The 20,723-nt window shown below is 71.3% G+C and carries 19 protein-coding genes; 14 read left to right on the top strand and 5 right to left on the bottom strand.

All coding sequences use genetic code 11. The features are described from left to right. Nucleotides 1–638 (top strand): sensor histidine kinase (locus ABZ953_RS10920; protein WP_361720216.1); only part of this gene is annotated, 638 nt, incomplete at its 5' end. Further along, nucleotides 628–1,260 carry a response regulator transcription factor gene (locus tag ABZ953_RS10925; RefSeq protein ID WP_361720219.1) on the top strand — a complete coding sequence of 211 codons (633 nt, stop codon included), beginning with the start codon at nucleotides 628–630 and terminating at the stop codon, nucleotides 1,258–1,260. The genes ABZ953_RS10920 and ABZ953_RS10925, both read left to right, overlap by 11 nt. Before the next feature lie 75 nt (nucleotides 1,261–1,335). On the opposite strand, the gene ABZ953_RS10930 is transcribed toward ABZ953_RS10925, so the two are convergent. The 3 genes from ABZ953_RS10930 to glgX form a co-directional block, all read right to left on the bottom strand. Continuing rightward, complete coding sequence (locus tag ABZ953_RS10930; RefSeq protein ID WP_361720222.1) at nucleotides 1,336–2,724, bottom strand: carbohydrate-binding protein; 1,389 nt, start codon at nucleotides 2,722–2,724, stop codon at nucleotides 1,336–1,338. Between the two features lie 132 nt (nucleotides 2,725–2,856). Next, entirely contained in the window at nucleotides 2,857–3,822 is a 966-nt protein-coding gene (locus ABZ953_RS10935) for a LysR family transcriptional regulator (protein ID WP_361720225.1), read from the bottom strand. 85 nt (nucleotides 3,823–3,907) lie between these two features. After that, nucleotides 3,908–6,223 carry a glycogen debranching protein GlgX gene (gene glgX, locus ABZ953_RS10940; protein ID WP_361720228.1) on the bottom strand — a complete coding sequence of 772 codons (2,316 nt, stop codon included), beginning with the start codon at nucleotides 6,221–6,223 and terminating at the stop codon, nucleotides 3,908–3,910. A gap of 154 nt (nucleotides 6,224–6,377) precedes the next feature. On the opposite strand from glgX, the gene ABZ953_RS10945 reads away from it, so the two are divergent. The 7 genes from ABZ953_RS10945 to ABZ953_RS10975 all read left to right on the top strand — a co-directional run bounded on the left by ABZ953_RS10945 (nucleotide 6,378) and on the right by ABZ953_RS10975 (nucleotide 13,739). Further along, nucleotides 6,378–7,589, top strand: coding sequence for an Ig-like domain-containing protein (locus tag ABZ953_RS10945; RefSeq protein ID WP_361720231.1), 1,212 nt, complete (start codon nucleotides 6,378–6,380; stop codon nucleotides 7,587–7,589). A gap of 219 nt (nucleotides 7,590–7,808) precedes the next feature. After that, nucleotides 7,809–9,047: an Ig-like domain-containing protein gene (locus tag ABZ953_RS10950; RefSeq protein ID WP_361720234.1), complete on the top strand. Its 1,239-nt coding sequence runs from the start codon at nucleotides 7,809–7,811 to the stop codon at nucleotides 9,045–9,047. 88 nt (nucleotides 9,048–9,135) lie between these two features. Next, nucleotides 9,136–9,903 carry an enoyl-CoA hydratase-related protein gene (locus ABZ953_RS10955; RefSeq protein WP_361720237.1) on the top strand — a complete coding sequence of 256 codons (768 nt, stop codon included), beginning with the start codon at nucleotides 9,136–9,138 and terminating at the stop codon, nucleotides 9,901–9,903. Between the two features lie 174 nt (nucleotides 9,904–10,077). Then, nucleotides 10,078–10,680 (top strand): ATP-binding protein, encoded by a 603-nt coding sequence (locus ABZ953_RS10960; RefSeq protein ID WP_361720240.1) that lies wholly within the window; start codon nucleotides 10,078–10,080, stop codon nucleotides 10,678–10,680. 417 nt (nucleotides 10,681–11,097) lie between these two features. Next, nucleotides 11,098–11,895 carry a polysaccharide deacetylase family protein gene (locus ABZ953_RS10965; RefSeq protein WP_361720243.1) on the top strand — a complete coding sequence of 266 codons (798 nt, stop codon included), beginning with the start codon at nucleotides 11,098–11,100 and terminating at the stop codon, nucleotides 11,893–11,895. Then, nucleotides 11,895–13,097, top strand: a complete 1,203-nt coding sequence (locus tag ABZ953_RS10970) for a YncE family protein (protein ID WP_361720246.1) — start codon at nucleotides 11,895–11,897, stop codon at nucleotides 13,095–13,097. Before ABZ953_RS10965 ends, ABZ953_RS10970 begins: the two co-directional genes overlap by 1 nt. Before the next feature lie 90 nt (nucleotides 13,098–13,187). Beyond that, a complete protein-coding gene (locus tag ABZ953_RS10975) occupies nucleotides 13,188–13,739 on the top strand; it encodes a glycoside hydrolase family 25 protein (RefSeq protein WP_361720249.1) in 552 nt (183 codons plus the stop codon). 55 nt (nucleotides 13,740–13,794) lie between these two features. Here ABZ953_RS10975 and ABZ953_RS10980 read toward each other — a convergent pair whose 3' ends face one another. After that, nucleotides 13,795–14,451 (bottom strand): NAD(P)-binding domain-containing protein, encoded by a 657-nt coding sequence (locus ABZ953_RS10980; RefSeq protein ID WP_361720252.1) that lies wholly within the window; start codon nucleotides 14,449–14,451, stop codon nucleotides 13,795–13,797. Between the two features lie 143 nt (nucleotides 14,452–14,594). Between ABZ953_RS10980 and ABZ953_RS10985 the strand changes: the two genes are divergently transcribed. Continuing rightward, nucleotides 14,595–15,251 carry an SUKH-4 family immunity protein gene (locus ABZ953_RS10985; RefSeq protein WP_361720255.1) on the top strand — a complete coding sequence of 219 codons (657 nt, stop codon included), beginning with the start codon at nucleotides 14,595–14,597 and terminating at the stop codon, nucleotides 15,249–15,251. 32 nt (nucleotides 15,252–15,283) lie between these two features. Here the strand turns inward: ABZ953_RS10985 and ABZ953_RS10990 are convergent, their stop codons facing one another. Next, the gene (locus ABZ953_RS10990; protein ID WP_361720258.1) at nucleotides 15,284–16,294 is read right to left on the bottom strand and encodes a zinc-dependent alcohol dehydrogenase family protein; all 1,011 of its coding nucleotides are present in this window, start codon (nucleotides 16,292–16,294) and stop codon (nucleotides 15,284–15,286) included. A 124-nt stretch (nucleotides 16,295–16,418) separates the two neighbouring features. Between ABZ953_RS10990 and ABZ953_RS10995 the strand changes: the two genes are divergently transcribed. The 4 genes from ABZ953_RS10995 to gap all read left to right on the top strand — a co-directional run bounded on the left by ABZ953_RS10995 (nucleotide 16,419) and on the right by gap (nucleotide 20,625). Then, nucleotides 16,419–17,396: an AraC family transcriptional regulator gene (locus ABZ953_RS10995; protein ID WP_361720261.1), complete on the top strand. Its 978-nt coding sequence runs from the start codon at nucleotides 16,419–16,421 to the stop codon at nucleotides 17,394–17,396. A gap of 62 nt (nucleotides 17,397–17,458) precedes the next feature. Continuing rightward, entirely contained in the window at nucleotides 17,459–18,454 is a 996-nt protein-coding gene (gene bla / locus ABZ953_RS11000; RefSeq protein ID WP_361720264.1) for a class A beta-lactamase, read from the top strand. A gap of 65 nt (nucleotides 18,455–18,519) precedes the next feature. Then, complete coding sequence (locus tag ABZ953_RS11005; protein WP_361720267.1) at nucleotides 18,520–19,503, top strand: helix-turn-helix domain-containing protein; 984 nt, start codon at nucleotides 18,520–18,522, stop codon at nucleotides 19,501–19,503. A gap of 123 nt (nucleotides 19,504–19,626) precedes the next feature. Further along, nucleotides 19,627–20,625: a type I glyceraldehyde-3-phosphate dehydrogenase gene (gene gap, locus ABZ953_RS11010; RefSeq protein ID WP_361720270.1), complete on the top strand. Its 999-nt coding sequence runs from the start codon at nucleotides 19,627–19,629 to the stop codon at nucleotides 20,623–20,625. Nucleotides 20,626–20,723: the final 98 nt, after the last annotated feature.

Raw genomic sequence — 20,723 nt, forward strand, 5'->3', positions numbered from 1 at the left:
AGATGACGTACCGCGTACGTGTCGAGCACCGTCAGCGCGAGCGCGAGACCCGCCACCGCCACCGGCCTCGAAACCCTCGCCCGCACCCACCCCCCCCGGGCGCCGCGCCCCCCCCCCCCGAGGAGCTGGCCCGCGAACACCTGGACCGGGCCGCCGACCTCGCCCGGCACAGCCTGGGCGAGGCCCGCCGCTCCGTGCACAACCTGTCGCCCGCGCCCCTGGAGAACGACCGGCTCCCCGAAGCGCTCAAGAAGACCGTCGCCGAGTGGGCTGAACGCACCGGCGTACGCGCCGACTTCACGCTCACCGGCACCGCCGAACACCTCCACGACGAGATCGAGGCGACCCTCCTGCGCATCGTCCAGGAGGCTCTGTCCAACGCCGCGAGGCACGCCGCCGCGACCCGCCTCGGAGTGACCCTGTCCTTCATGGGCGACGAGGTCAGCCTGGACGTCCGCGACGACGGCCGCGGCTTCGACCCGCTCGCCACGGTGGCGCGCACCGGGTCCGGCGGCTTCGGCCTCGACGGCATGCGGGCCCGCGCGGAACGCATCGCGGGAGCGCTCACCGTGGAGTCGGAACCGGGCGGCGGCACCGCGGTGTCGGCTCGCGTACCGTTGGTGCGCCATGAGCACTGAAGTGATCACTCTCCTCGTCGTCGACGACCACCCCGTTGTCCGCGACGGCCTGCGCGGCATGTTCCGGTCCGCCCCCGGCTTCGAGGTCCTCGGCGAGGCGTCGAACGGCGTGGCGGCCGTGGCCCTCGCCACCGAGCTCGACCCGGACGTCATCCTGATGGACCTGCGCATGCCGGGTGGCAACGGCGTCGACGCGATCACCGAGCTCACCCGCCGCGGCGCCCGCTCCCGCGTCCTGGTCCTCACCACGTACGACACGGACTCCGACACGCTCCCCGCGATCGAGGCGGGCGCGACCGGCTATCTGCTCAAGGACGCCCCGCGCGACGAGCTGTTCACCGCCGTGCGCGCGGCGGCCGAAGGGCGCACGGTTCTCTCGCCCGCCGTCGCGTCCCGCCTCGTCTCACGCGTGCGTGCCCCCGGCAACGAACCGCTGAGCACCCGCGAGAGAGAGGTGCTCGCACTCGTCGCCAAGGGCACGTCGAACCGCGCCATCGCAGCGGAACTCTTCATCAGTGAGGCCACGGTCAAGACGCATCTCACCCATATCTACGGCAAATTGGGCGTCAAGGACCGCGCGGCGGCGGTGGCGACGGCGTACAGCCGCGGAATTCTCGGCTGAGGTGGGAGTGCCCCGAAAGGGGCGCGGGGAACTGCGCGACCAGCCACACACGGCCCGCAGCCACCAGGCGACCGATCAGACCGCTTCCCACAACGCGGGCGTGTTAGGCGGCTCCCAGCCCGGCTGAGCCTGGTGCCCCTGCAGGCAGCGATACGTGGCGCCGCCGTACGTCACCGTGTCACCCGCGGCGTAGACCTTGCCCGCCGCCCAGGTGCCGCCAGGATCGGGATCACCGGGGCCGGGGTCACCGCCCCCCGTGGTCTTCAGCGTCAGCTCGTACTGCTGGAGCAGCGGATTGATCGGCTGGTGGAACGTCGTGCCGCCGCTGGAGCAGTTCCCCGAGCCGCCCGAGGTGACGCCCTGCGCCTGGCTCCCGGATATGAAGGAGCCGCCCGAGTCGCCGGGCTCCGCGCAGACGGTCGTCCGCGTCACGCCGCTGATGGTGCCCTCGGGATAGGTGACGCTGGTGTTGTGCTGCGAGATGGTGCCGCAGTGCCACCCCGTAGTGGAGCCGGAACGGCAGATCGACGCACCCACCGGGGACTGTGTGGAGCCCTCGACGCCGACCCGCTGCCCGCCCTGGCCCTTCACGTACGGGGTGGCGGTCCACTGGGAGTTGGTGGCGACCCAGGCCATGTCCCTGCCGGGGAAGATGGATGCCTGGAACGTGCCCTGGGCCACCTGGTTGTAGCCGCTGGTCGCGGTGCCCGCGCGCCCGCAGTGGCCCGCCGTCGCGAACCCCTGCTGGCTGCCCTTGGTGATCGGGAAGCCGATGGAGCAGCGGCCTCCCATGTAGTACGCCTCGCCGCCCACCAGGTCGTACAGCGGCCGTGGCCGCTCCGTGGTCCGAACGACGCGTACGAGGGAGGTGTCCACGCCCGCCGCGGAGACGAGGGACGTCGCCGCCGAGGCGTGCACGGCCCGCACCACGACCGCGTTGGAGCGCACGTCGACGTACCAGACCGGCGCGTCACGCGTCTTGGCCTTGTGGGCCGCCCGGTCCAGCCGGGCCTTGGCCGCGTCGAGTCGGCGGACGGAGTGCCCGACCACCTCGGCCCGTGCGCCCCGCGCCTCGATCGCGGGCACGTCGGCGGCGTCGGTGGTCGCCACGGTGAGCGTCGCGGAGGTGGCGCCGCGCACCCAGGCGCCCGCGAAGTCGCGGCCGAGCGCGTTGCGCAGGGCCCCCGCGACGGCGCCGGCCTCGGCCTCGTTGACCAGACGAGTCCTGGCCTGCGCCGTCGTGAGGCCGAGGTCGCGCCGCATGGCCCGCAGGATTTCCGGAGAGGTCCTGCCGACGGCGGCGCTCTCGGCGGCGGAGTGGGACGGGGCGGCAGAGCGGGACGGGGCGGTGGCGGGGTCGGCCTGTGCGGAGGCGGAGCCGGGCAGACCGGCGAGGACCAGCGCACCGGCCGCGGCCACCGCGGCACACGCCGCGGTGACGCGTCGGTGATGGGTGGGGAGCATACGAGGTCTCCTCGGTGTACCGGGGAAGGCGGGGAGATGGGAGATGAGGGAGGCGGGGGGATGGGGAGATGGGGAGACGAGGGGGAGGGAACGCCCCACACCGTAGAAGCCTCAACTGCCCGCCAGCAGATGTCAGTCGATCCCCGACCCCGGCGTTATGGAAGGCGCCGAGAGCCACGCCGTGTAGCTCTCGCTGCGCGCCGCCGCCTCCGCGTGCGCGGCGCGGGTCTGCGCGAAGACGGCGGCCGCGGTGTCGTGGGCCGGCGCCGCCGGATGCCAGCCGAGCAGATGCCGCCAGTACAGCGGCGCCCCCGCCAGCGGCCTGGTCACCAGGCCCGGCGTCGGCGGGAACGTCGCCCGGCACAGACCCACCGCCCGCCCCACCTGCACCAGATGCACGCACGACGCCACATCCGTCTCGTACACGCGCGAGGGCGTGAACCCCGCACGCGCGCACGCCGCGGAGAAGCAGTCCGCGAAACAGCCGTCGCCCGGCACGTCCGTCCACGCCGCGTCCGCGAGCAGCGCGAGATCGATCTCCTGCCGTCCCGCAAGCGGGTGGCCGGTCGGCAGCATGACGAAGACGGGATCGCGGGCCACCTCGCGCCAGACCAGGAGCTCGTCCTCGGGCGGCGCGCTCGCCCCGCACGTCCCCACCAGCGCGAAGTCCAGGCGGCCCGCCGCCGTACGGGCCGCGATCTCCCGCTCGGACCAGGAGGTGTGGGTCGTCACGGGCACCCCCGGGTACGCCGCGGCGAGCCGGTCCACCAGGGCGCCGAGCAGCGGCCCGTGGATGCCGCCGAGCCGGAACCCCGCGCCGCCCTCCCAGGTCCGCGCGAACCGCTGCGCCTCTTCCCGGAGGCCGGTGACCGCGGGCAGTACGACCCGGGCGCGGGCCAGCACGAACTCGCCGAGCGCGGTGGCCCGCACACCGTGCCGCCCACGCTCGAAGAGCTCGCCGCCCAGGGTGCGCTCGATCCGCTTCAACTGCGCGCTCAGCGCGGGCTGGGCGAGCCCGAGCGCGGTGGCGGCCTTGGTCAGGCTGCCCGCGTCGGCGATCGCCCGGATCGTCTTCAGGTGCCGCAACTCCAGGTCCATGAAGTGAGCTTGGTGCGCCCCCGGGGCCGGGGCAAGACTCAGGTACAGACCAGAACTGATCATTGCGGCCCCGCCGGGGCCACCGTCAGCCGCCGACGACCCGCAGCAGCACCACCGACCTCCCCGCCACCGTCAGCTCGTCCCCCGCCCGGTGCACGGCCCCGGGCGGCACGGCCTGCTCCTCCGCCGAGGTGTCCACCACGACCTCGTACGCATCGGCCCACGGCGGCCCCGGCAGCACGAACGCCGTCGGCTCCGCCGCTGCGTGCAGGACCGCGAGGAAACTGTCGTCGACGATCGGCGCGCCCCGGACGTCACGGCCCGGTATGTCGCGCCCCGACAAATACATGCCGAGCGTCGCCGTCGGCGCGTACCAGTCGGCCTCCGTCATCTCCGTGCCGCCCGCCGTGAACCAGGCCAGGTCCCGCAGCCCGTCCGCGGAGTGCGCCCGGCCGGAGAAGAACGCCCGTCTGCGCAGCACCGGATGGCGGTGCCGCAGCGCGATGAGCCGGGCGGTGAGCGCGTACAGCTCCCGCCATCCCGGCTCGTCCCGAAGCCCCCAGTCGACCCAGCTGATCTCGTTGTCCTGGCAGTACGCGTTGTTGGAGCCGCGCTGCGTACGGCCCATCTCGTCGCCCGCGACCAGCATCGGCACACCGGTGGAGAGCAGCAGCGTCGTCAGCAGATTGCGCAGCTGCCTGCGCCGCAGCGCCGTGACGTCCGCGTCGTCGCTCTCGCCCTCGGCGCCGCAGTTCCAGGCCCGGTTGTCGTCGGAGCCGTCCCGGTTGCCCTCGCCGTTGGCCTCGTTGTGCTTGCGCTCGTAACTGACCAGGTCCCGCAGGGTGAAGCCGTCGTGCGCCGTCACGAAGTTCACCGACGCGTACGGCCTGCGCCCGCCCCACGCGTACAGGTCGCTCGACCCCGAGAGCCGGTACCCCAGATCGCGTACGTCCGGCAGCGCACCCCGCCAGAAGTCCCGCACCGCCCCCCGGTACCGGTCGTTCCACTCCGTCCACAGCGGCGGGAAGGCCCCCACCTGATAGCCGCCCGACCCCACGTCCCACGGCTCGGCGATCAGCTTCACGCGCCGCAGGACGGGGTCCTGCGCGATCACCGCGAGGAACGGCGAGAGCATGTCGACGTCGTGGAAGGAGCGCGCGAGCGCCGCCGCCAGGTCGAAGCGGAAACCGTCCACACCCATCTCCGACACCCAGTACCGCAGGGAGTCCGTGATGAGGCGGAGCACGTGCGGCTGGACGACCTGCAACGTGTTCCCGCAGCCCGTGTAGTCCGCGTACCGCCGCGCCTCGCCCTGCCGCAGCCGGTAGTAGCCGCGGTTGTCGATGCCCTTCAGGGACAGCATCGGGCCGAGCTCCCCGGCCTCCGCCGTGTGGTTGTAGACCACGTCCAGGATGACCTCGATGCCCGCCTCGTGCAGCGCCCGTACCATCCGCTTGAACTCGCCGACCTGCTGGCCCGTGGTGCCGGACGCCGCGTACGCCGCGTGCGGGGCGAAGTAGCCGATCGAGTTGTAGCCCCAGTAGTTGCGCAGGCCCCGGCGCAGCAGATGGTCCTCGTGCGCGAACTGGTGCACCGGAAGCAGCTCCACCGCCGTCACCCCGAGGCGTACGAGATGGTCGAGCGCGGCCGGGTGCGCCAACCCCGCGTACGTACCGCGCAGTTCCTCGGGAACCCCCGGATGCAGCTTGGTGAAGCCGCGCACGTGCAGTTCGTAGATGACCGAGTCCGCCCACGGCGTCTTGGGCCGCCGGTCGTCCGTCCACTCGTCGTCCGGCGCGTCGTCGTGCACGACGACGCCCTTGGGCACGTACGGCGCCGAGTCCCGCTCGTCGCGGACCGTGTCCGCCACATGCTGCTGGGGCCAGTCGCGCACGTGCCCGTACACCTCGGGGGGCAGCCGCCCGTAGTCGTTGCCCGGCCTGCCGTCGACCGCGCGCGCGTAGGGATCGAGGAGCAGCTTCGCCGGGTTCCAGCGGGCGCCCGTCCAGGGGTCCCAGCGGCCGTGCACGCGGTAGCCGTACCGCTGTCCGGGGCGGACGCCCGGCACGAAGCCGTGCCAGATTTCGTGCGTCAGCTCGGTCAGCGGGCAGCGCGTCTCGACGGCCCTGACCCCGTCGGTGTCGAACAGGCACAGCTCCACCGCCTCCGCACCGCCCGCCCACAGCGCGAAGTTGGTGCCCGCGACCCCGTCGGGCCCCACCCGGAACCGGGCGCCGAGCGGCGTCGGGGCCCCCGGCCAGACCGGTCGCGTCGGAGCGGCGCGCGGCGGGGCGCCCCGCCTGCTCCTGCTCCCGTTCACTGTGGGGGCGGGCCGCTCGGTCGTGCCCGGCCCCGTCGCCCGCGCTTCCTGCACTGCCCCTGGTTCGGGTGCGCTCGACACCTGCTCGCCTCCCGCGGCTCCGGCGGCCGACGCGCGAAGAAGGGCGTGCGGCGTCCCGGCCGCGGCTCCCCATGCGTCGTCCTCCCCACTGTTCTGCCCACCGTGCGCGTCGCACTCACGTTTCCCCGGCAGGGGGACGGTCGTTGGGACCCACGTGAGACAGGTTGCGAGGCGCGCACGGCGCGCAGGGGCCGCGCTGGCCGCGGCGGTGACATGGGCGGGCCTGCTGGCCGGGGCGTCCGGCTGCTCCGCCGACAGGCTCGACGGAATCATGGGGAAGCCGCGCTCGCCCGCGGACGCGATCCGGGTGACGCCCGGTGACGACAGCAAGGGGATCAAGGCGGACGAACGCATCGAGGTCAAGGTTCCCGGCGGTCGCCTGGAGTCGGTGAAGGTCGTCCGGACGCAGGACGCGCAGAAGTTCGACGTGCCGGGGCGGATCGACGAGGACGGCACCACCTGGCGGCCCCTCGACGACGGGCCGCTGGCCCTCGCCGCCGCCTACAAGGTCGACGCCGTCGCCCTGGACGGCCACGGCCACCGCACGGCCCGGCACACCACCTTCCGTACGTACGTCCCCGACGAGCGCTTCACCGGGTACGTCACGCCGGAGAACCGCTCCACGGTCGGCACCGGGATGATCGTCTCCCTGGAGTTCAACCGGGAGGTCGAGAACCGCGAGGCCGTGCAGCGCGCCATCCACGTCAGCGCGCACCCCGCGGTCGACATCCGCCCGCACTGGTTCGGCGATACTCGCGTCGACTTCCGCCCCGAGAAGTACTGGAAGCCCGGCACCGAGGTCACCGTCGGCCTGCGGCTGCGCGACGTCCAGGCCGCACCCGGGGTGTACGGCCTGCAGGACAAGAGCTTCACGTTCACGGTCGGCCGCAGCCAGACCTCGCTGGTCGACGCCGCGGACCACACCATGGAGGTACGCCGCGACGGCGAGGTCCTCTCCACCGTCCCGATCACCGCGGGAGCCCCCAAGACCACCACGTACAACGGGAAGATGGTGGTGACGGAGATGCTGGAGGTGACCCGCATGAACAGCCGCACCGTCGGCTTCGGCGGCGAGTACGACATCCCCGACGTGCCGCACGCGATGCGCCTGACGAACTCCGGCACCTTCCTGCACGGCAATTACTGGTCCCCGGACTCCCCTGGCAACACGAATGTCAGCCACGGCTGTGTGGGCCTGCGCGACGTGAAGGGCGGCAGCTCGAAGACGCCCGCGGGCTGGTTCTTCGACCGGAGCCTCATCGGGGACGTCGTCGAAGTGGTCAACAGCAATGACAAGAAAGTCGCCCCCGACAACGGCCTCGGCGGCTGGAACATGGAGTGGAAGGACTGGGTGAAGAACGGCTGAACCGCCGGGTGATCGCGAGGTGATCCCCGGGTGACCGGCCGGGGACCACCCAGTGATCATGGTCCGCCCGTACCCCCTCGGCAGTTGGAACGGAACGGTGACATTGGCGGGGAGTCATCGCCAGGAGCCGTGTGGTTATCTAACGATTGCGCGTGTCCGAAACGCGCAGGTGCACTGGGGTGCGGGCCTGGATCAGGCCTGGCGAGGGGAGACATCATCTTGAACGGGCGACCGATATCGGGGACGTCGGTTGGTGCGCGGATTCGCGTACGGCGGCGGGGCGCCAGAGGACTGACGGCGGTGGCGTCGGGGGCGGCGCTCCTGTTCGTCGCGGCATGCGGCGGGGGCGACTCGGACTCCGGCGGTGACGGCAAGGGCGAGGCGGGCAAGAACGCCCCCTCCGCGGCCGTCGTGACGATAGCCCCCAAGGACGGCGCGGACTCGGTGGCCACCAACGGCGCGCTGAAGATAGGCGCCGCGAAGGGCAAGCTTTCCGAGGTCAGGGTCGAGGACAGCAAGGGCAATCCGGTCCCGGGGAAGATCACCCCGGACGGAGCGGGCTGGAAGCCCGCACACCACCTCGCGGCCGCCACGAAGTACAAGGTCCACGCGGTGGCGAAGGACTCCGACGGCCGGGCGTCCGCCAAGGACACCGCCTTCACGACGCTGACTCCGAAGAACACCTTCATGGGCCAGTTCAACCCGGAGGACGGCTCGAAGGTCGGCGTCGGGATGCCGTTCTCGGTGAACTTCACGCGGGGCATCACCGACCCGAAGGCCGTCGAGAAGGCCATCGAGATCAAGACCGAGCCGTCCGTGCCCGTCGAGGGCCACTGGTTCGGCAACGACCGCCTGGACTTCCGCCCGGAGAAGTACTGGAAGGCCGGCACGAAGGTCACCGTGAAGCTCAACCTCGACGGCGTCGAGGGCCGTCCGGGCGTCTACGGCAAGCAGGTCAAGACCGTGAACTTCACGATCGGCCGCAGCCAGGTCTCCACCGTCGACGTCAAGACGCACCAGATGAAGGTCGTCCGCGACGGCAAGCAGGTCAAGAAGATCCCGATCACCGCGGGCGCCCCCGGCACCACCACGTACAACGGTGAGATGGTCATCAGCGAGAAGCTGCAGGTGACCCGGATGAACGGCGAGACCGTCGGCTTCGGCGGCGAGTACGACATCAAGGACGTACCGCACGCCATGCGCCTGTCGACCTCCGGCACGTTCATCCATGGCAACTACTGGTCGGGCGGCGCCTTCGGCAACACCAACGCCAGCCACGGCTGCATAGGCCTGAGCGACGTGCGCGGCGGCTACAGCAAGAAGACGCCCGCGGGCTGGTTCTTCGAGAACTCGATGATCGGCGACCTCGTCGTCGTGAAGAACTCCGCCGACAAGAAGATCCAGCCGGAGAACGGCTACAACGGCTGGAACATGCCGTGGGATGAGTGGAAGGCCTAGGCCCCACTCCACCCCTGTACCCGGGACCCGGCGCACTGTGACCAAGTGCACCGGGTCCCGGTGCGTTAGCCCCCGTTAACCTGCTGCCATGACTGCAACTCTCGAAGTCGCCGCAGGCGTCGGCACGATCCGACTCGACCGTCCCCCGATGAACGCTCTGGACATCGCCACCCAGGACCGCCTCAAGGAGCTCGCCGAGGAGGCGACGCGGCGCGACGACGTACGCGCCGTGGTGATCTACGGCGGCGAGAAGGTGTTCGCGGCGGGCGCGGACATCAAGGAGATGCAGGCCATGGACCACGCGGCCATGGTCGTGCGCTCCGGCGCCCTCCAGGAGTCCTTCACGGCCGTGGCCCGCATCCCCAAGCCCGTCGTCGCCGCCGTCAACGGCTACGCCCTTGGCGGCGGTTGTGAGCTCGCCCTCTGCGCCGACTTCCGCATCGCCGCCGACAACGCCAAGCTCGGCCAGCCGGAGATCCTGCTCGGCGTCATCCCCGGCGCGGGCGGCACCCAGCGCCTGGCCCGCCTCGTCGGCCCGTCCAAGGCCAAGGACCTCATCTTCACCGGCCGCCACGTGAAGGCCGAGGAGGCGCTCACCATCGGCCTGGTGGACCGCGTCGTGCCCGCCGCCGAGGTGTACGAGCAGGCGCACGCGTGGGCCGCGCGGCTCGCGCAGGGCCCGGCCATCGCGCTGCGCGCCGCCAAGGAGTCGATCGACGCGGGCCTGGAGACCGACCTCGACACGGGCCTCGCCATCGAACGCACGTGGTTCGCGGGTCTGTTCGCGACGGAGGACCGCCAGCGGGGCATGCGGAGCTTCGTCGAGGAGGGTCCGGGCAAGGCCAAGTTCATCTGAACTGGCCATTGAAGGGGCCCAGTTGAACGTGCGTCAGTGAGCACGTCCCTCGAAGGGGCGGATTATGGACGCCTTAACAGAACCTTAAGTCCGGCTGGACCGGGGTGGTGCGTGATCACCCGTAAGCGGGAAGTCACCGCAGGTCGGGGCCGTTTTTAGGGCTCTGGACTGCCAATGGCATATGTCAAGACGGTCCCCCGGAATGGATGGTTCCGGGGGGCTTATTCCGCCGGAACGGCCACGGAGGGCGCCCGGGGCGGCCATGATGGTGGCATGGCGGGGCTGGAGGGTCATGAACGGCCGCGGCGGCAGGGCAGTGCGACCGCGGCACGCTGGTCGCCGGCGGTAGAGGACGAACACGCGCTCAAAGCGCTCGAGTTGTTCGGTAATCCGACGGATGCGGAGGTTCCGCTGCCGTCGCGCCCGGAGTCCGCCGCCATCGCGCGCCGCCTCGCCCAGGTCATCGTCCTGCGCCACTGGGGCCTCTCCCCGAAACTCACCGAGGATGTCGTCCTCCTCGTCTCCGAACTCGTCGGGAACGCCGTCCGGCACACCGGCGCCCGCGTCTTCGGCCTGCGCATGCAGCGGCGGCGGGGCTGGATCCGCGTGGAGGTCCGCGATCCCTCGCGCGGGCTGCCCTGTCTGGTGCCCGTCCGCGAGATGGACCTGAGCGGGCGCGGCCTGTTCCTCGTCGACAAGCTGTCCGACCGGTGGGGCGTGGACCTGCTGCCGCGCGGCAAGACGACGTGGTTCGAGATGCGGGTCGCCGACCGCTGAGAAGGCGTCGGGGTGGCGCCGGTAGGACGCGGTAGGACGCAGATACGCGAAAGCCCCCGGCGGCCGTGGTCGGCGCGATGGGGGCCTTCGTGAAGGGCCGTGGATGTTTGGGGTGTGATCCACGGCCGCTGATGACGACCTGAGCCCGGGTCAATGGGGGTCGTGTCTCCGACTATGACAGACGGCTGTCGGCGAGCCAAAAGCCCAGATGCGTACATAGCGGGCAAAAAGCTACAGTTTAGAGGTGAATCCTTGGTGAGATGGGACACCTGCCTGGTAAACGCTGGTTAAGTGGCGGCTGTGAGGGGTGATACCGAAGGCCCGCCAGTGCAAGGTGAGGGCCCGGAGCTCCGACCCGTAACGGCGCCAAAGCGGGCAATCAGCATTTTTTACCTGTTTTACCCATTAAATGGGCGGGTGATCGAGACCGACCGCCGCAGAGCCCTGCGCGCGGGCGTCGGCCTTCTCGCCGCGGGCGCGCTCACCACCGGGTGCGCCGCGACCGGCCCCGCCCCCGCCCCCGACCGCCCACCCGCGTCCAGGTCCCCCGGCCCCCCGGGCGAGGCCCCCCGCCCCGCCCTGGCCGCCGCCCCCGCCCCACGCAGCTTCCCCGGCCACCCCGCCCAGCTCGACCACGGCCCCCGCACCCGCCCCCGGGTCGCCCTCACCTTCCACGGCCAGGGCGATCCGGCCATCGCGAAGGCGCTGCTCACCGAGGCGGAGAAAGCGGGCGCCAAGGTCACCGTGCTCGCCGTCGGCACGTGGCTCGACGCCCACCCCGACCTGGCGCGCCGCATCCTCGACGGCGGCCACGACCTGGGCAACCACACCCACCACCACCTGGACATCAACGCCATGTCCGAAGCCGAGGCCACCGCCGAGATCACCGGCTGCGCGGACCGCCTGCGCCGCCTCACCGGCTCCATCGGCACCTGGTTCCGCCCCTCGCGCACCCGGACGGCGACACCCCTCGTCGAACGTCTCGCCCGCCGGGCGGGTTACCCGCACGTCCTCTCGTACGACGTCGACTCCCTCGACTTCACCTCGCCGGGCGCCCCGGCCGTCACCCGCAAGATCGCCGCCGAGATCCGCCCCGGGTCCGTGGTGAGCCTCCACTTCGGGTACGCGGACACGGTCGCCGCGCTCCCCGCCGTCCTGACAGAACTGGAACGCCGCGGCCTGCGCGCGGTCACGACCACGGAGCTGCTGACCTGATGTCCCTGAACCCGGAACCCACCCCGCGGCGCAGCCTCACCAGGCGCACCGCCGCCGCCCTCGCCGCCGGTGCCGTGCTCGCCGTCCTCGCCGGCTGCGGGAGTGACCAGCACGCCGACGAAGCGCTCGGCACCGAGGGCGTGCGCAAGCCCGCCAAGCCGAAGACGGCACCCGGCCTGCCCGGCATGCCGCCCGTCCTCGACCCCAAGGACGCCTACGCCGCCGACCGGCCGAACGCCCTCCAGCCCGTGGTGAAGAAGTTCCTCAACCGCATCTACGTGCCCAACACCAACTCCAACACCGTGTCGGTCATCGACCCCGACAAGTACGAGGTCGTCAAGACCATCAAGGTCGGCAACCAGCCCCAGCACGTCGTCCCCTCCTGGGACATGAAGACGCTCTGGGTCAACAACGACCTCGGCGACAGCCTCACCGCCATCGACCCCGTCACCGGCAAGAGCGGCCGCACGGTCGAGGTCTCCGACCCGTACAACCTCTATTTCACGCCGAACGGCAAGCACGCCATCGTGATGGCCTCCATGGACCGCGAGCTCGTCTTCCGCGACCCGAAGACCATGAACCGCGTCAAGACCGTCCCGGTGACCTGCGCGGGCGTCAACCACGCCGATTTCTCCATGGACGGCCGCTACTTCATCGTGTCCTGCGAGTTCTCCGGCGAACTCCTCAAGGTCGACACGGAGCGGATGGAGGTCGTCGGCCAGCAGAAGATCCCCTTCAAGGGCGCCATGCCGCAGGACGTGAAGATGTCCCCGGACGGCAAGACCTTCTACATCGCCGACATGATGGCGCACGGCATGTGGGTCCTCGACGGCAAGAAGTTCACGAAACCGAAGCTGCTGCGCACCGGCAAGGGCTGCCACGGCCTCTACGTGAGCCGCGACTCCAAGGAGATGTACATCTCCAACCGTGGCGAGGGCACCATCTCCGTCTTCGACTTCCCCAAGAACAAGCTCACCAAGAAGTGGAAGCTCCCGCAGGGCGGCAGCCCCGACATGGGCGGCGTCTCGTCGGACGGCAACACCCTCTGGCTCTCCGGACGTTACGACTCCGAGGTGTACGCCATCGACACCCGCACCGGGGTCCAGCTGGCCCGCATCCCGGTCGGCAGCGGCCCGCACGGCCTCGCGGTCTACCCCCAGCCGGGCCGCTACTCGCTGGGGCACACGGGGATCTTCCGTTGAACCATTGACGGTTGACGGTTGGCCGTTGCTGACACCGGGCACCAAAGGGGCAGTTCAGGAACCTGACTCCCGCCATCTCCGGAGGCGCCCATGATCCGTGGCATCGACGTCAGTTCGCACCAGACGACCTTCGACACGGACGGCCTCTCCTTCGTCTTCATAAAGGCGACGGAGGGTCGTTCGTATGTCAACCCGAAACTGTCCGCCCAGACGAAGCGCGCCCGCGACGGCGGCTGCGTGGTCGGCTACTACCACTTCCTGTGGCCGGGGAACATCACGGCCCAGGCGGCGTACTTCGTGAGCAAGGCACCCGAGAAGGCGGGGGACCTGCTGGCGGTGGACTGGGAACGTACGGGGGACGGGACGGCGGCCACCAACGCGGAGAAGGACCGGTTCATTCGTGAGGTGAAGCGGTTGCGGCCCGACCACCGCGTCCTGCTGTACTGCAATCGCGATTTCTGGCTCAACCGCGACACGACCTCGTACGCGGGCGACGGGCTGTGGATCGCCGACTACGTGCGCGCGGGCAAGCCGCGCATCCAGGCGAAGTGGACGATCCATCAGCACTCGTCGTCACCGCTGGACAAGAACGTGGCCGCGTTCGACAGCGAGGACGAGCTGCGGGACTGGGCCACGCCTTAGGTTCCAGGTTCCAGGTTCTGGTCGGGGCGGCGGCCGGGGGCGGGTGTCAGGCGCGTCAGGCGCGCCACTCGGCCGTGCGCTCCGGCGACGCGGCCGCCAGGGCCTCGCGGATCTCCTCGACGCCGCCCCTGTTGCCGTAGACGGGGGTGCCGGGCTGCTGGCGCCAGGACTCGTCCTGGCCGCCGTTGTCCATGGTGTCGAAGCCGAGCTGGTCGATGAGGTCCCGTACGGCCTTCTTGGCCACCTCGTCGTCGCCGGACACCGGCAGGGTCAGGCGGCCGGGGTCGCCCTGGGGGCGCGGCGCGTCCAGGATGTCCTGGGCGTACGTGCCGTTGAAGGCCTTGATGACGGGGTGGCCGATCTGCCGCTCCGTCCAGCGGCTCTCGGTGAGACCTTCCTCGATCTCGGCGATCCTGCCGTCGCGCTGCGGGTAGTAGTTGCCGGTGTCGATGACCGCGACGTCCTCGGCGGCGCCGTCGAGGAAGCCCGCGGGCAGGTCGGGGACGGCCTTGAGCGGGATCGTCACGACGACGACCTGTGCGTTCCGGGCGGCCTCCTCGACGGGGACGGGCGTCGCTCCGGTCTCCTCGGCGAGCGCGGTCAGGGTGTGCGGGCCGCGGGAGTTGGCGACGGCGACGTCGTGACCGAGCGCGGTGAGCCGCCGGGTGAGGTTGCCGCCGATGTTGCCCGCTCCGATGATGCCGATCTTCATGATGACTGTCCTTCCGGAGATCCCCAATGGCGAGTGGTAACGGAGGCAACCTCCGGTTCGCTCGGGGTATTCCCCTCGTCGGCATAATCGCGTCTGTCCCCCCGACGCCTGTGCCACCCACCCCCTCGTTCGGAGTTCCACCAGTGCTTTTCGACGTCACCCGCAGCGGACTCGCCGACCTCTTCGGCGAGGACCGGCTCGCGACCCTGCCCGCCACCGCCTTCCCGCCCTCCGCCGCGGACACCGAGGGAGCCCGACTCCTACAGGCGGTCGGCGCTCCCACCGGGACGCTCTTTCTGCGTGAGGTCGACGGGGGTTCCGATCGGCTGCCCCTCGTCCGGGACGTCGTCCACATCGAGGACTTCGAGGACGCCGCGGCAGGCGCGGAAGGCACGGAAGGCACGGAAGGTGCCGGTGAGTGGCCTGTCATCGGCTGGCTGCTCAACGCGCACCTCGCCCTCGACCCCGCTACCGGCACGGTGCACGCCTTCGACGCCGACGAGGAGACCGTGCGGCAACTCCACGCGGACGTCTCCTCCCTCATCCAGGTCACCCTCCGGTTCCAACGCCTGCTGGAGGAGTTCACCTTCAGTAGCGGGGAAGCGGACGAGGAAGCGGATGAGGAAGCCGACTTCGAGCGCCTGGACCGCGAGGTCGACCGCATCCGCCAGGAGACGAGTGACATCGACCCCTTCCCCTTCCAGGACGACGACACGGTCTGGTCGGTGATCGGCGACGAGATCGCCGCCGGTCAGCGCTTCAGGGGCGACAGCGCGGGAGCCCACTCACCCCACCGGTGAGCACGGTCCGTATGCGCCTCACGCCCGTACCCTCACAGCCGCACCACGATCTTCCCCACGTGCCCGTTGGACTCCATCAGCCGGTGCGCGTCCCGGATGCTGTCCAGTCCCTCGAAGACCTCGCCGACCACCGGGCGGAACGTGCCGTCCCGCAGTCCCGACGCGATGAACGCGTTGATGCGGCGCAGGCCATCCGGCGTCGCGGCCAGGTGGGAGTTGGCGTAACCGCGCACGCTGAGCGGCCAGTTGAGCGGCATGGCCATGGGGCGTTGGTCCAGGAAGCCGTAGACGACCACTGTCCCCGCCGTCGACGCGGCCCGGGAGAGGTCCGCGAGGCCGGGGCCGCCCACCGCGTCGAAGATCAGCTCGGCCCCCTTGTCGCCGGTGAAGCGCCGGACCTCCTTCACCACGTCGTCCGAGTCCGAGGAGAGGACCAGGGCCGCGCCGTTGTCGAGGAGTCGCCGCCGCTTCTCGCCGGTGCGGGTGACCGCGATCGGGACCGCGCCGATCCGCGCCGCGGTCTGTAGCGCGGCGACACCGACCCCGCTGGACGCCGCCGTGACCACCACGTGGTCGCCCGGCCGCAGGCCGCCCGTCTCCAGCATTCCGCCGTACGCGGTCGAGTACGTGAGCCACGTCGCCGCCCCCGTCACCGCGTCGAGCCCGGCGGGGCGCGCCACGACGCAGGCCGCGGGCAGGACGACGTGGTCGGCGTAGACGCCCTGGGTGCTCATCTCGATGCCGGGGCCGGTCAGCACGGCGTCGCCGGGGGAGTGGGCGGTCACGCCGGGGCCGACGGCTTCGACGGTGCCCGCGGCCTCGTAGCCGAGCCGGGAGGCGGGCAGGGCGGGCTGGTAGTAGTACGCGTCGGCGCGGAACAGGGCCTCGGCGCGGTTGATGCCCAACGCCTCGACGCGGACGAGGACTTCGCCCGGCCCGGGGGTGGGCAGCGGAAGCTCTTCGATCCGCAGGACCTCGGGCCCTCCGGCCTCGTCGAAGAGGACGGTGCGTGCGGTGTTCGGTGTCGCCGTGCTCGTCGTCATGTGGAGGACGCTAGAGGGGCGTTCGGGGGCATCCCATGCTCGTTGGTCCCGCGTCGATGTCCGTTCGTCTCGCGGCCCGGGTGCTCCCTGATCAGCGGTTACGACGGCGGGTTACGGTGCCGTCATGGACGTACTCAGCGATGCCGTCGCCGCCATGCGCGTCGGGCGGCCGCACTCCTCCCTGACGCGGAGGCAGGCGCCGTGGGGTGTGCGGTTCACCGGGGCGGGCGGCGCCGGGTTCCACGCCGTGCTGGAAGGGCACGCCTGGCTCGTCATGGCCGAGGGCCACGGCGACGCCGAGCCGGTGCGGCTCGGGCCCGGTGACATCGCCTTCGTGACGCAACGGGGCGCGTACGAGCTGGTGAGCGAGCCGGGTGTCGCGGTGCGGGAGGTCACGCTGCGGCTCGACGGCTCCGGGCTCGCGCCCGTGCCGCCCGTGTCACCCGTGCCGAGGGTGATGGACGCCGGGTCGCCGTCCGCCGTGATGATCTGCGGCGCGTACCTCCTCGACGAGAACCGTCCGCACCCGCTGCTCTCCGATCTGCCCGGCCTGGTCCACCTGGCCGCCGCCGACGAGGAGGGCGCCCCACTGCGTGCGGTGCTCGGCCTGCTCGTCACCGAGCTGACGGACCCGCAGCCCGGCACCGACACCATCGTCACCTCGCTCCTCGACACGCTGCTCCTGCTGATCCTGCGCACCTGGTGGCTGGGGGTGCGCGGCAGCGCAGGGGACCACTCCGGCTGGGCGGCCGCACTGGCCCACCCGGCGGTCGCGGCGGCACTCCGCGCCATCCACAGCGACCCCGCGCACCCCTGGACGGTGGGCGAGCTCGGCGCGCTCGGGAGTCTGTCGCGGGCGCCCTTCGCGCGCCGGTTCACGGAGTCCGTGGGGACGCCGCCGCTCGCGTACCTCACGTGGTGGCGGATGACCACGGCGGCGGGAAGGCTGCGCGAGCCGGACGGCGCCCCGCTGCGCACGGTGGCCGAACGGGCCGGGTACAGCTCGGAGTTCGCCTTTGCCAAGGCGTTCAAGCGGGAGTTCGGAATGGCGCCGGGACAGTACCGGAAGCTGCGCGGGGCGGGCTTAGCCTTGAGTGGCTGAGTGGGTGACGGCGAGGCTGCCGGAGCCTGTGCGAAGACGAGTGAAAGGGCTGGTGCCCGCGCATGTCCTTGGAGCGCATGTCCTTGGAGGAGTCGGAGCTGGCGGAGCGGCACAGACCACGCCGCCGGGCTCTTCTCGTGGCGGCCGCGCTCCTGCCCCTGGCGGGCTGCGGTACGGACGACGACAAACGTCCCGACACGCGTCCCGACAGGCATCCGGACACGCACCCGGGCCGCTCACATCGTCCGGTGCGGTTCGAGGACCTCGAACGAAAGTACGGCGGCCGCCTCGGCATCTACGCCCTGGCGACCGGCACCGGCGCCACGCTGACCCACCGCGCCGACGACCGTTTCGCGTTCTGCTCCACCTTCAAGGCGCTGGCCGTGGCGGCCGTCCTGCACCACAACCCGCTCAGTCACCTGGACAAGCGCGTCACCTACACCGCCGACGACGTCGACTCCATCTCGCCCATCACCAAGGATCACCTCGCCACCGGGATGACCATCAGGCAGCTGTGCGACGCCGCCGTCCGCCACAGCGACGGCACGGCGGGCAACCTGCTCATGCGCGACGTCGGCGGCCCGGCCCGGCTCACCGCCTACCTGCGCGGACTCGGCGACGACGTCAGCCGCATGGACCACTACGAACCCGAGCTGAACGGCGTCCCGCCGAAGGACCGGCACGACACCACCACACCTCGCGCGATCGCCGCCGACTACCGCGCCCTCGTACTCGGTGACGCCCTGCCCGCCGACAAGCGCGCCCTGCTTAAGGGCTGGCTCCTGGACAACGCGACCGAGGTCGGCCGACAGCGTGTCAGGGCGGGGCTTCCCAAGGGATGGACCGCGGCGGACAAGACCGGCACCGGCAACTGGGGCCGGGCCAACGACATCGCCATCGCGTGGCCACCGGACTCCGCACCGTCCGACTCCGCCCCGTCCGACTCCGCGCCGCTCGTCATCGCCGTGATGAGCGACCGGCGGGGCCGTGACGCCGAGCCCAGCAACGAGTTGATCGCGCGGGCCACGGAACGGGTCGTCGCCGAGTTGAGCGCCTGAGAAGCCTGAGAAGCCTGAGAAGCGCACGTGAGCCGGGCCCCACGTAGCCACGTAGCCTCTCTCCCGTGCCAGCCCCCCGCATGCATCGCGTCGCCGTCCTCGTCCTCGCGGGGGCGAAGCCGCTCGATGTCGGCATTCCCGCGCAGGTGTTCACGACCCGCGCGAGCATGCCGTACGAGGTACGGGTATGCGGTGCGGCTCCCGGTCTCGTGACCGGTGGCGACGGTCTTTCGTACTCCGTCGCCCACGGCCTGGACACGCTCGCCTGGGCCGACATCGTCTTCGTCCCCGGCTACCGGCACCCGGACCGCGACGACCCGCCGCAAGCCGTCGTCGAGGCCCTGATCGCCGCGCACGAGCGAGGCGCGCGGCTCGCCGCCATCTCCACGGGCGCCTTCGCGCTCGCCGCCACGGGACTGCTCGACGGCAGGCGCGCCACGACGCACTGGCACTACACGCGGGCGCTCGCGGCCAGGCACCCGCTCGTCCAGGTCGACGAGAACGTGCTGTTCGTCGACGACGACCGCGTGCTCACCTCGGCCGGCGCCGCCTCCGGCATCGACCTGTGCCTGCACATCCTGCGCGGTGACCTCGGGGTTGCCGCGTCGAATCACGCGGCCCGCCGTCTGGTCGCGGCCCCTTACCGCAGCGGCGGCCAGGCCCAGTACGTGCCGCACAGCGTCCCCGAACCGCTCGGCGAGCGCTTCGGCGCCACCCGCGAGTGGGCGCTGCACCGGCTCGGCGAACCCCTCACCCTCGACGTACTGGCGCGGCGGGCCGGGGTCTCGCCGCGTACGTTCTCCCGTCGCTTCGTCGAGGAGACCGGCTACACGCCGATGCAGTGGGTGATGCGCGCCCGCATCGACCTGGCCCGCGAACTCCTCGAGCGTTCGCAGCGCGGCGTCGAACAGATCGCCGCCGACGTCGGCCTCGGCACCGGCGCGAACCTGCGCCTGCACTTCCAACGCATCCTGGACACCACGCCGAGCGAGTACCGACGCACCTTCACGCGGGGCGCTCGGGGTACTCGGGGCGCTCGGGGCGAATAGTCATCAACCTCGTGGCGGGATCCTTTTGAACCATGGCGATCGCGCCACTGTCAGCGGCGGGCGCCGCGGGCGAGCCTGGTGGCGACCGGGCGGGACACCACCCATGTGGAAGGGACACCACTCATGACTCGCATCGCCATCAACGGATTCGGCCGCATCGGCCGCAATGTGCTGCGCGCGCTCCTCGAGCGCGACAGCTCCCTCGAAATCGTCGCCGTCAACGACCTCACCGAGCCCGCCGCGCTGGCCCGGCTGCTCGCCTACGACAGCACCTCCGGCCGTCTCGGGCGTCCGGTCTCCGTCGACGGCGACGTCCTCGTCGTCGACGGCCACCGGATCAAGGTCCTTGCCGAGCGGGAACCGGCGCAGTTGCCGTGGGCCGAACTCGGGGTCGACATCGTCCTTGAGGCCACCGGACGCTTCACCTCGGCCGAGGCCGCCCGCGCGCACCTCGACGCGGGCGCGCGCAAGGTGCTCGTCAGCGCGCCGTCGGACGGCGCCGACGTCACCCTCGCGTACGGGGTCAACACCGACGCCTACGACCCGGACCTGCACACGATCGTCTCCAACGCCTCCTGCACCACCAACGCGCTCGCCCCGCTGGCCAAGGTGCTCGACGAACTCGCCGGTATCGAGCACGCGTTCATGACGACGGTGCACGCGTACACGCAGGAGCAGAACCTGCAGGACGGCCCGCACCGCGACCCCCGGCGCGCCAGGGCGGCGGGCGTCAACATCGTTCCGACCACGACCGGCGCGGCCAAGGCGATCGGCCTGGTGCTGCCGAACCTGGACGGCAAGCTGTCGGGCGACTCGATCCGTGTGCCGGTGCCGGTGGGCTCGATCGTCGAACTCAACACGACCGTCGCCCGCGACGTGACGCGCGAGGACGTGCTCGCGGCCTACCGCACCGCGGCCGAGGGGCCGCTCGCGGGCGTCCTCGAATACTCCGACGACCCGCTCGTGTCGTCCGACATCACCGGCAACCCCGCCTCGTCGATCTTCGACTCGGCCCTCACCCGCGTCGACGGCCGGCACGTGAAGGTCGTCGCCTGGTACGACAACGAGTGGGGCTTCTCGAACCGCGTGATCGACACGCTGGAGCTCCTGACCAGCGCTTGAGCGTCCGCACCCACCACTGGCCCGGCGCGAGAACGCGAGAAAGGGGCCCGGAGCGTCACCCGCTCCGGGCCCCTTCCGCGTCCGGCTCCGCCGCCGGA

This window comes from Streptomyces sp. NPDC046465 (genome assembly GCF_040646035.1).
In the GTDB taxonomy this organism is placed as follows: Bacteria; Actinomycetota; Actinomycetes; order Streptomycetales; family Streptomycetaceae; genus Streptomyces.

What these genes read in the sequence shown, in the direction of transcription:
- ABZ953_RS10925 (WP_361720219.1), top strand. Translation starts at nt 628, where the DNA reads ATGAGCACTGAAGTGATCACTCTCCTCGTCGTCGACGACCACCCCGTT.
- ABZ953_RS10930 (WP_361720222.1), bottom strand. Translation starts at nt 2,724, where the DNA reads ATGCTCCCCACCCATCACCGACGCGTCACCGCGGCGTGTGCCGCGGTG.
- ABZ953_RS10935 (WP_361720225.1), bottom strand. Translation starts at nt 3,822, where the DNA reads ATGGACCTGGAGTTGCGGCACCTGAAGACGATCCGGGCGATCGCCGAC.
- ABZ953_RS10955 (WP_361720237.1), top strand. Translation starts at nt 9,136, where the DNA reads ATGACTGCAACTCTCGAAGTCGCCGCAGGCGTCGGCACGATCCGACTC.
- ABZ953_RS10960 (WP_361720240.1), top strand. Translation starts at nt 10,078, where the DNA reads ATGGCATATGTCAAGACGGTCCCCCGGAATGGATGGTTCCGGGGGGCT.
- ABZ953_RS10970 (WP_361720246.1), top strand. Translation starts at nt 11,895, where the DNA reads ATGTCCCTGAACCCGGAACCCACCCCGCGGCGCAGCCTCACCAGGCGC.
- ABZ953_RS10975 (WP_361720249.1), top strand. Translation starts at nt 13,188, where the DNA reads ATGATCCGTGGCATCGACGTCAGTTCGCACCAGACGACCTTCGACACG.
- ABZ953_RS10980 (WP_361720252.1), bottom strand. Translation starts at nt 14,451, where the DNA reads ATGAAGATCGGCATCATCGGAGCGGGCAACATCGGCGGCAACCTCACC.
- ABZ953_RS10990 (WP_361720258.1), bottom strand. Translation starts at nt 16,294, where the DNA reads ATGACGACGAGCACGGCGACACCGAACACCGCACGCACCGTCCTCTTC.
- ABZ953_RS10995 (WP_361720261.1), top strand. Translation starts at nt 16,419, where the DNA reads ATGGACGTACTCAGCGATGCCGTCGCCGCCATGCGCGTCGGGCGGCCG.
- bla (WP_361720264.1), top strand. Translation starts at nt 17,459, where the DNA reads ATGTCCTTGGAGCGCATGTCCTTGGAGGAGTCGGAGCTGGCGGAGCGG.
- gap (WP_361720270.1), top strand. Translation starts at nt 19,627, where the DNA reads ATGACTCGCATCGCCATCAACGGATTCGGCCGCATCGGCCGCAATGTG.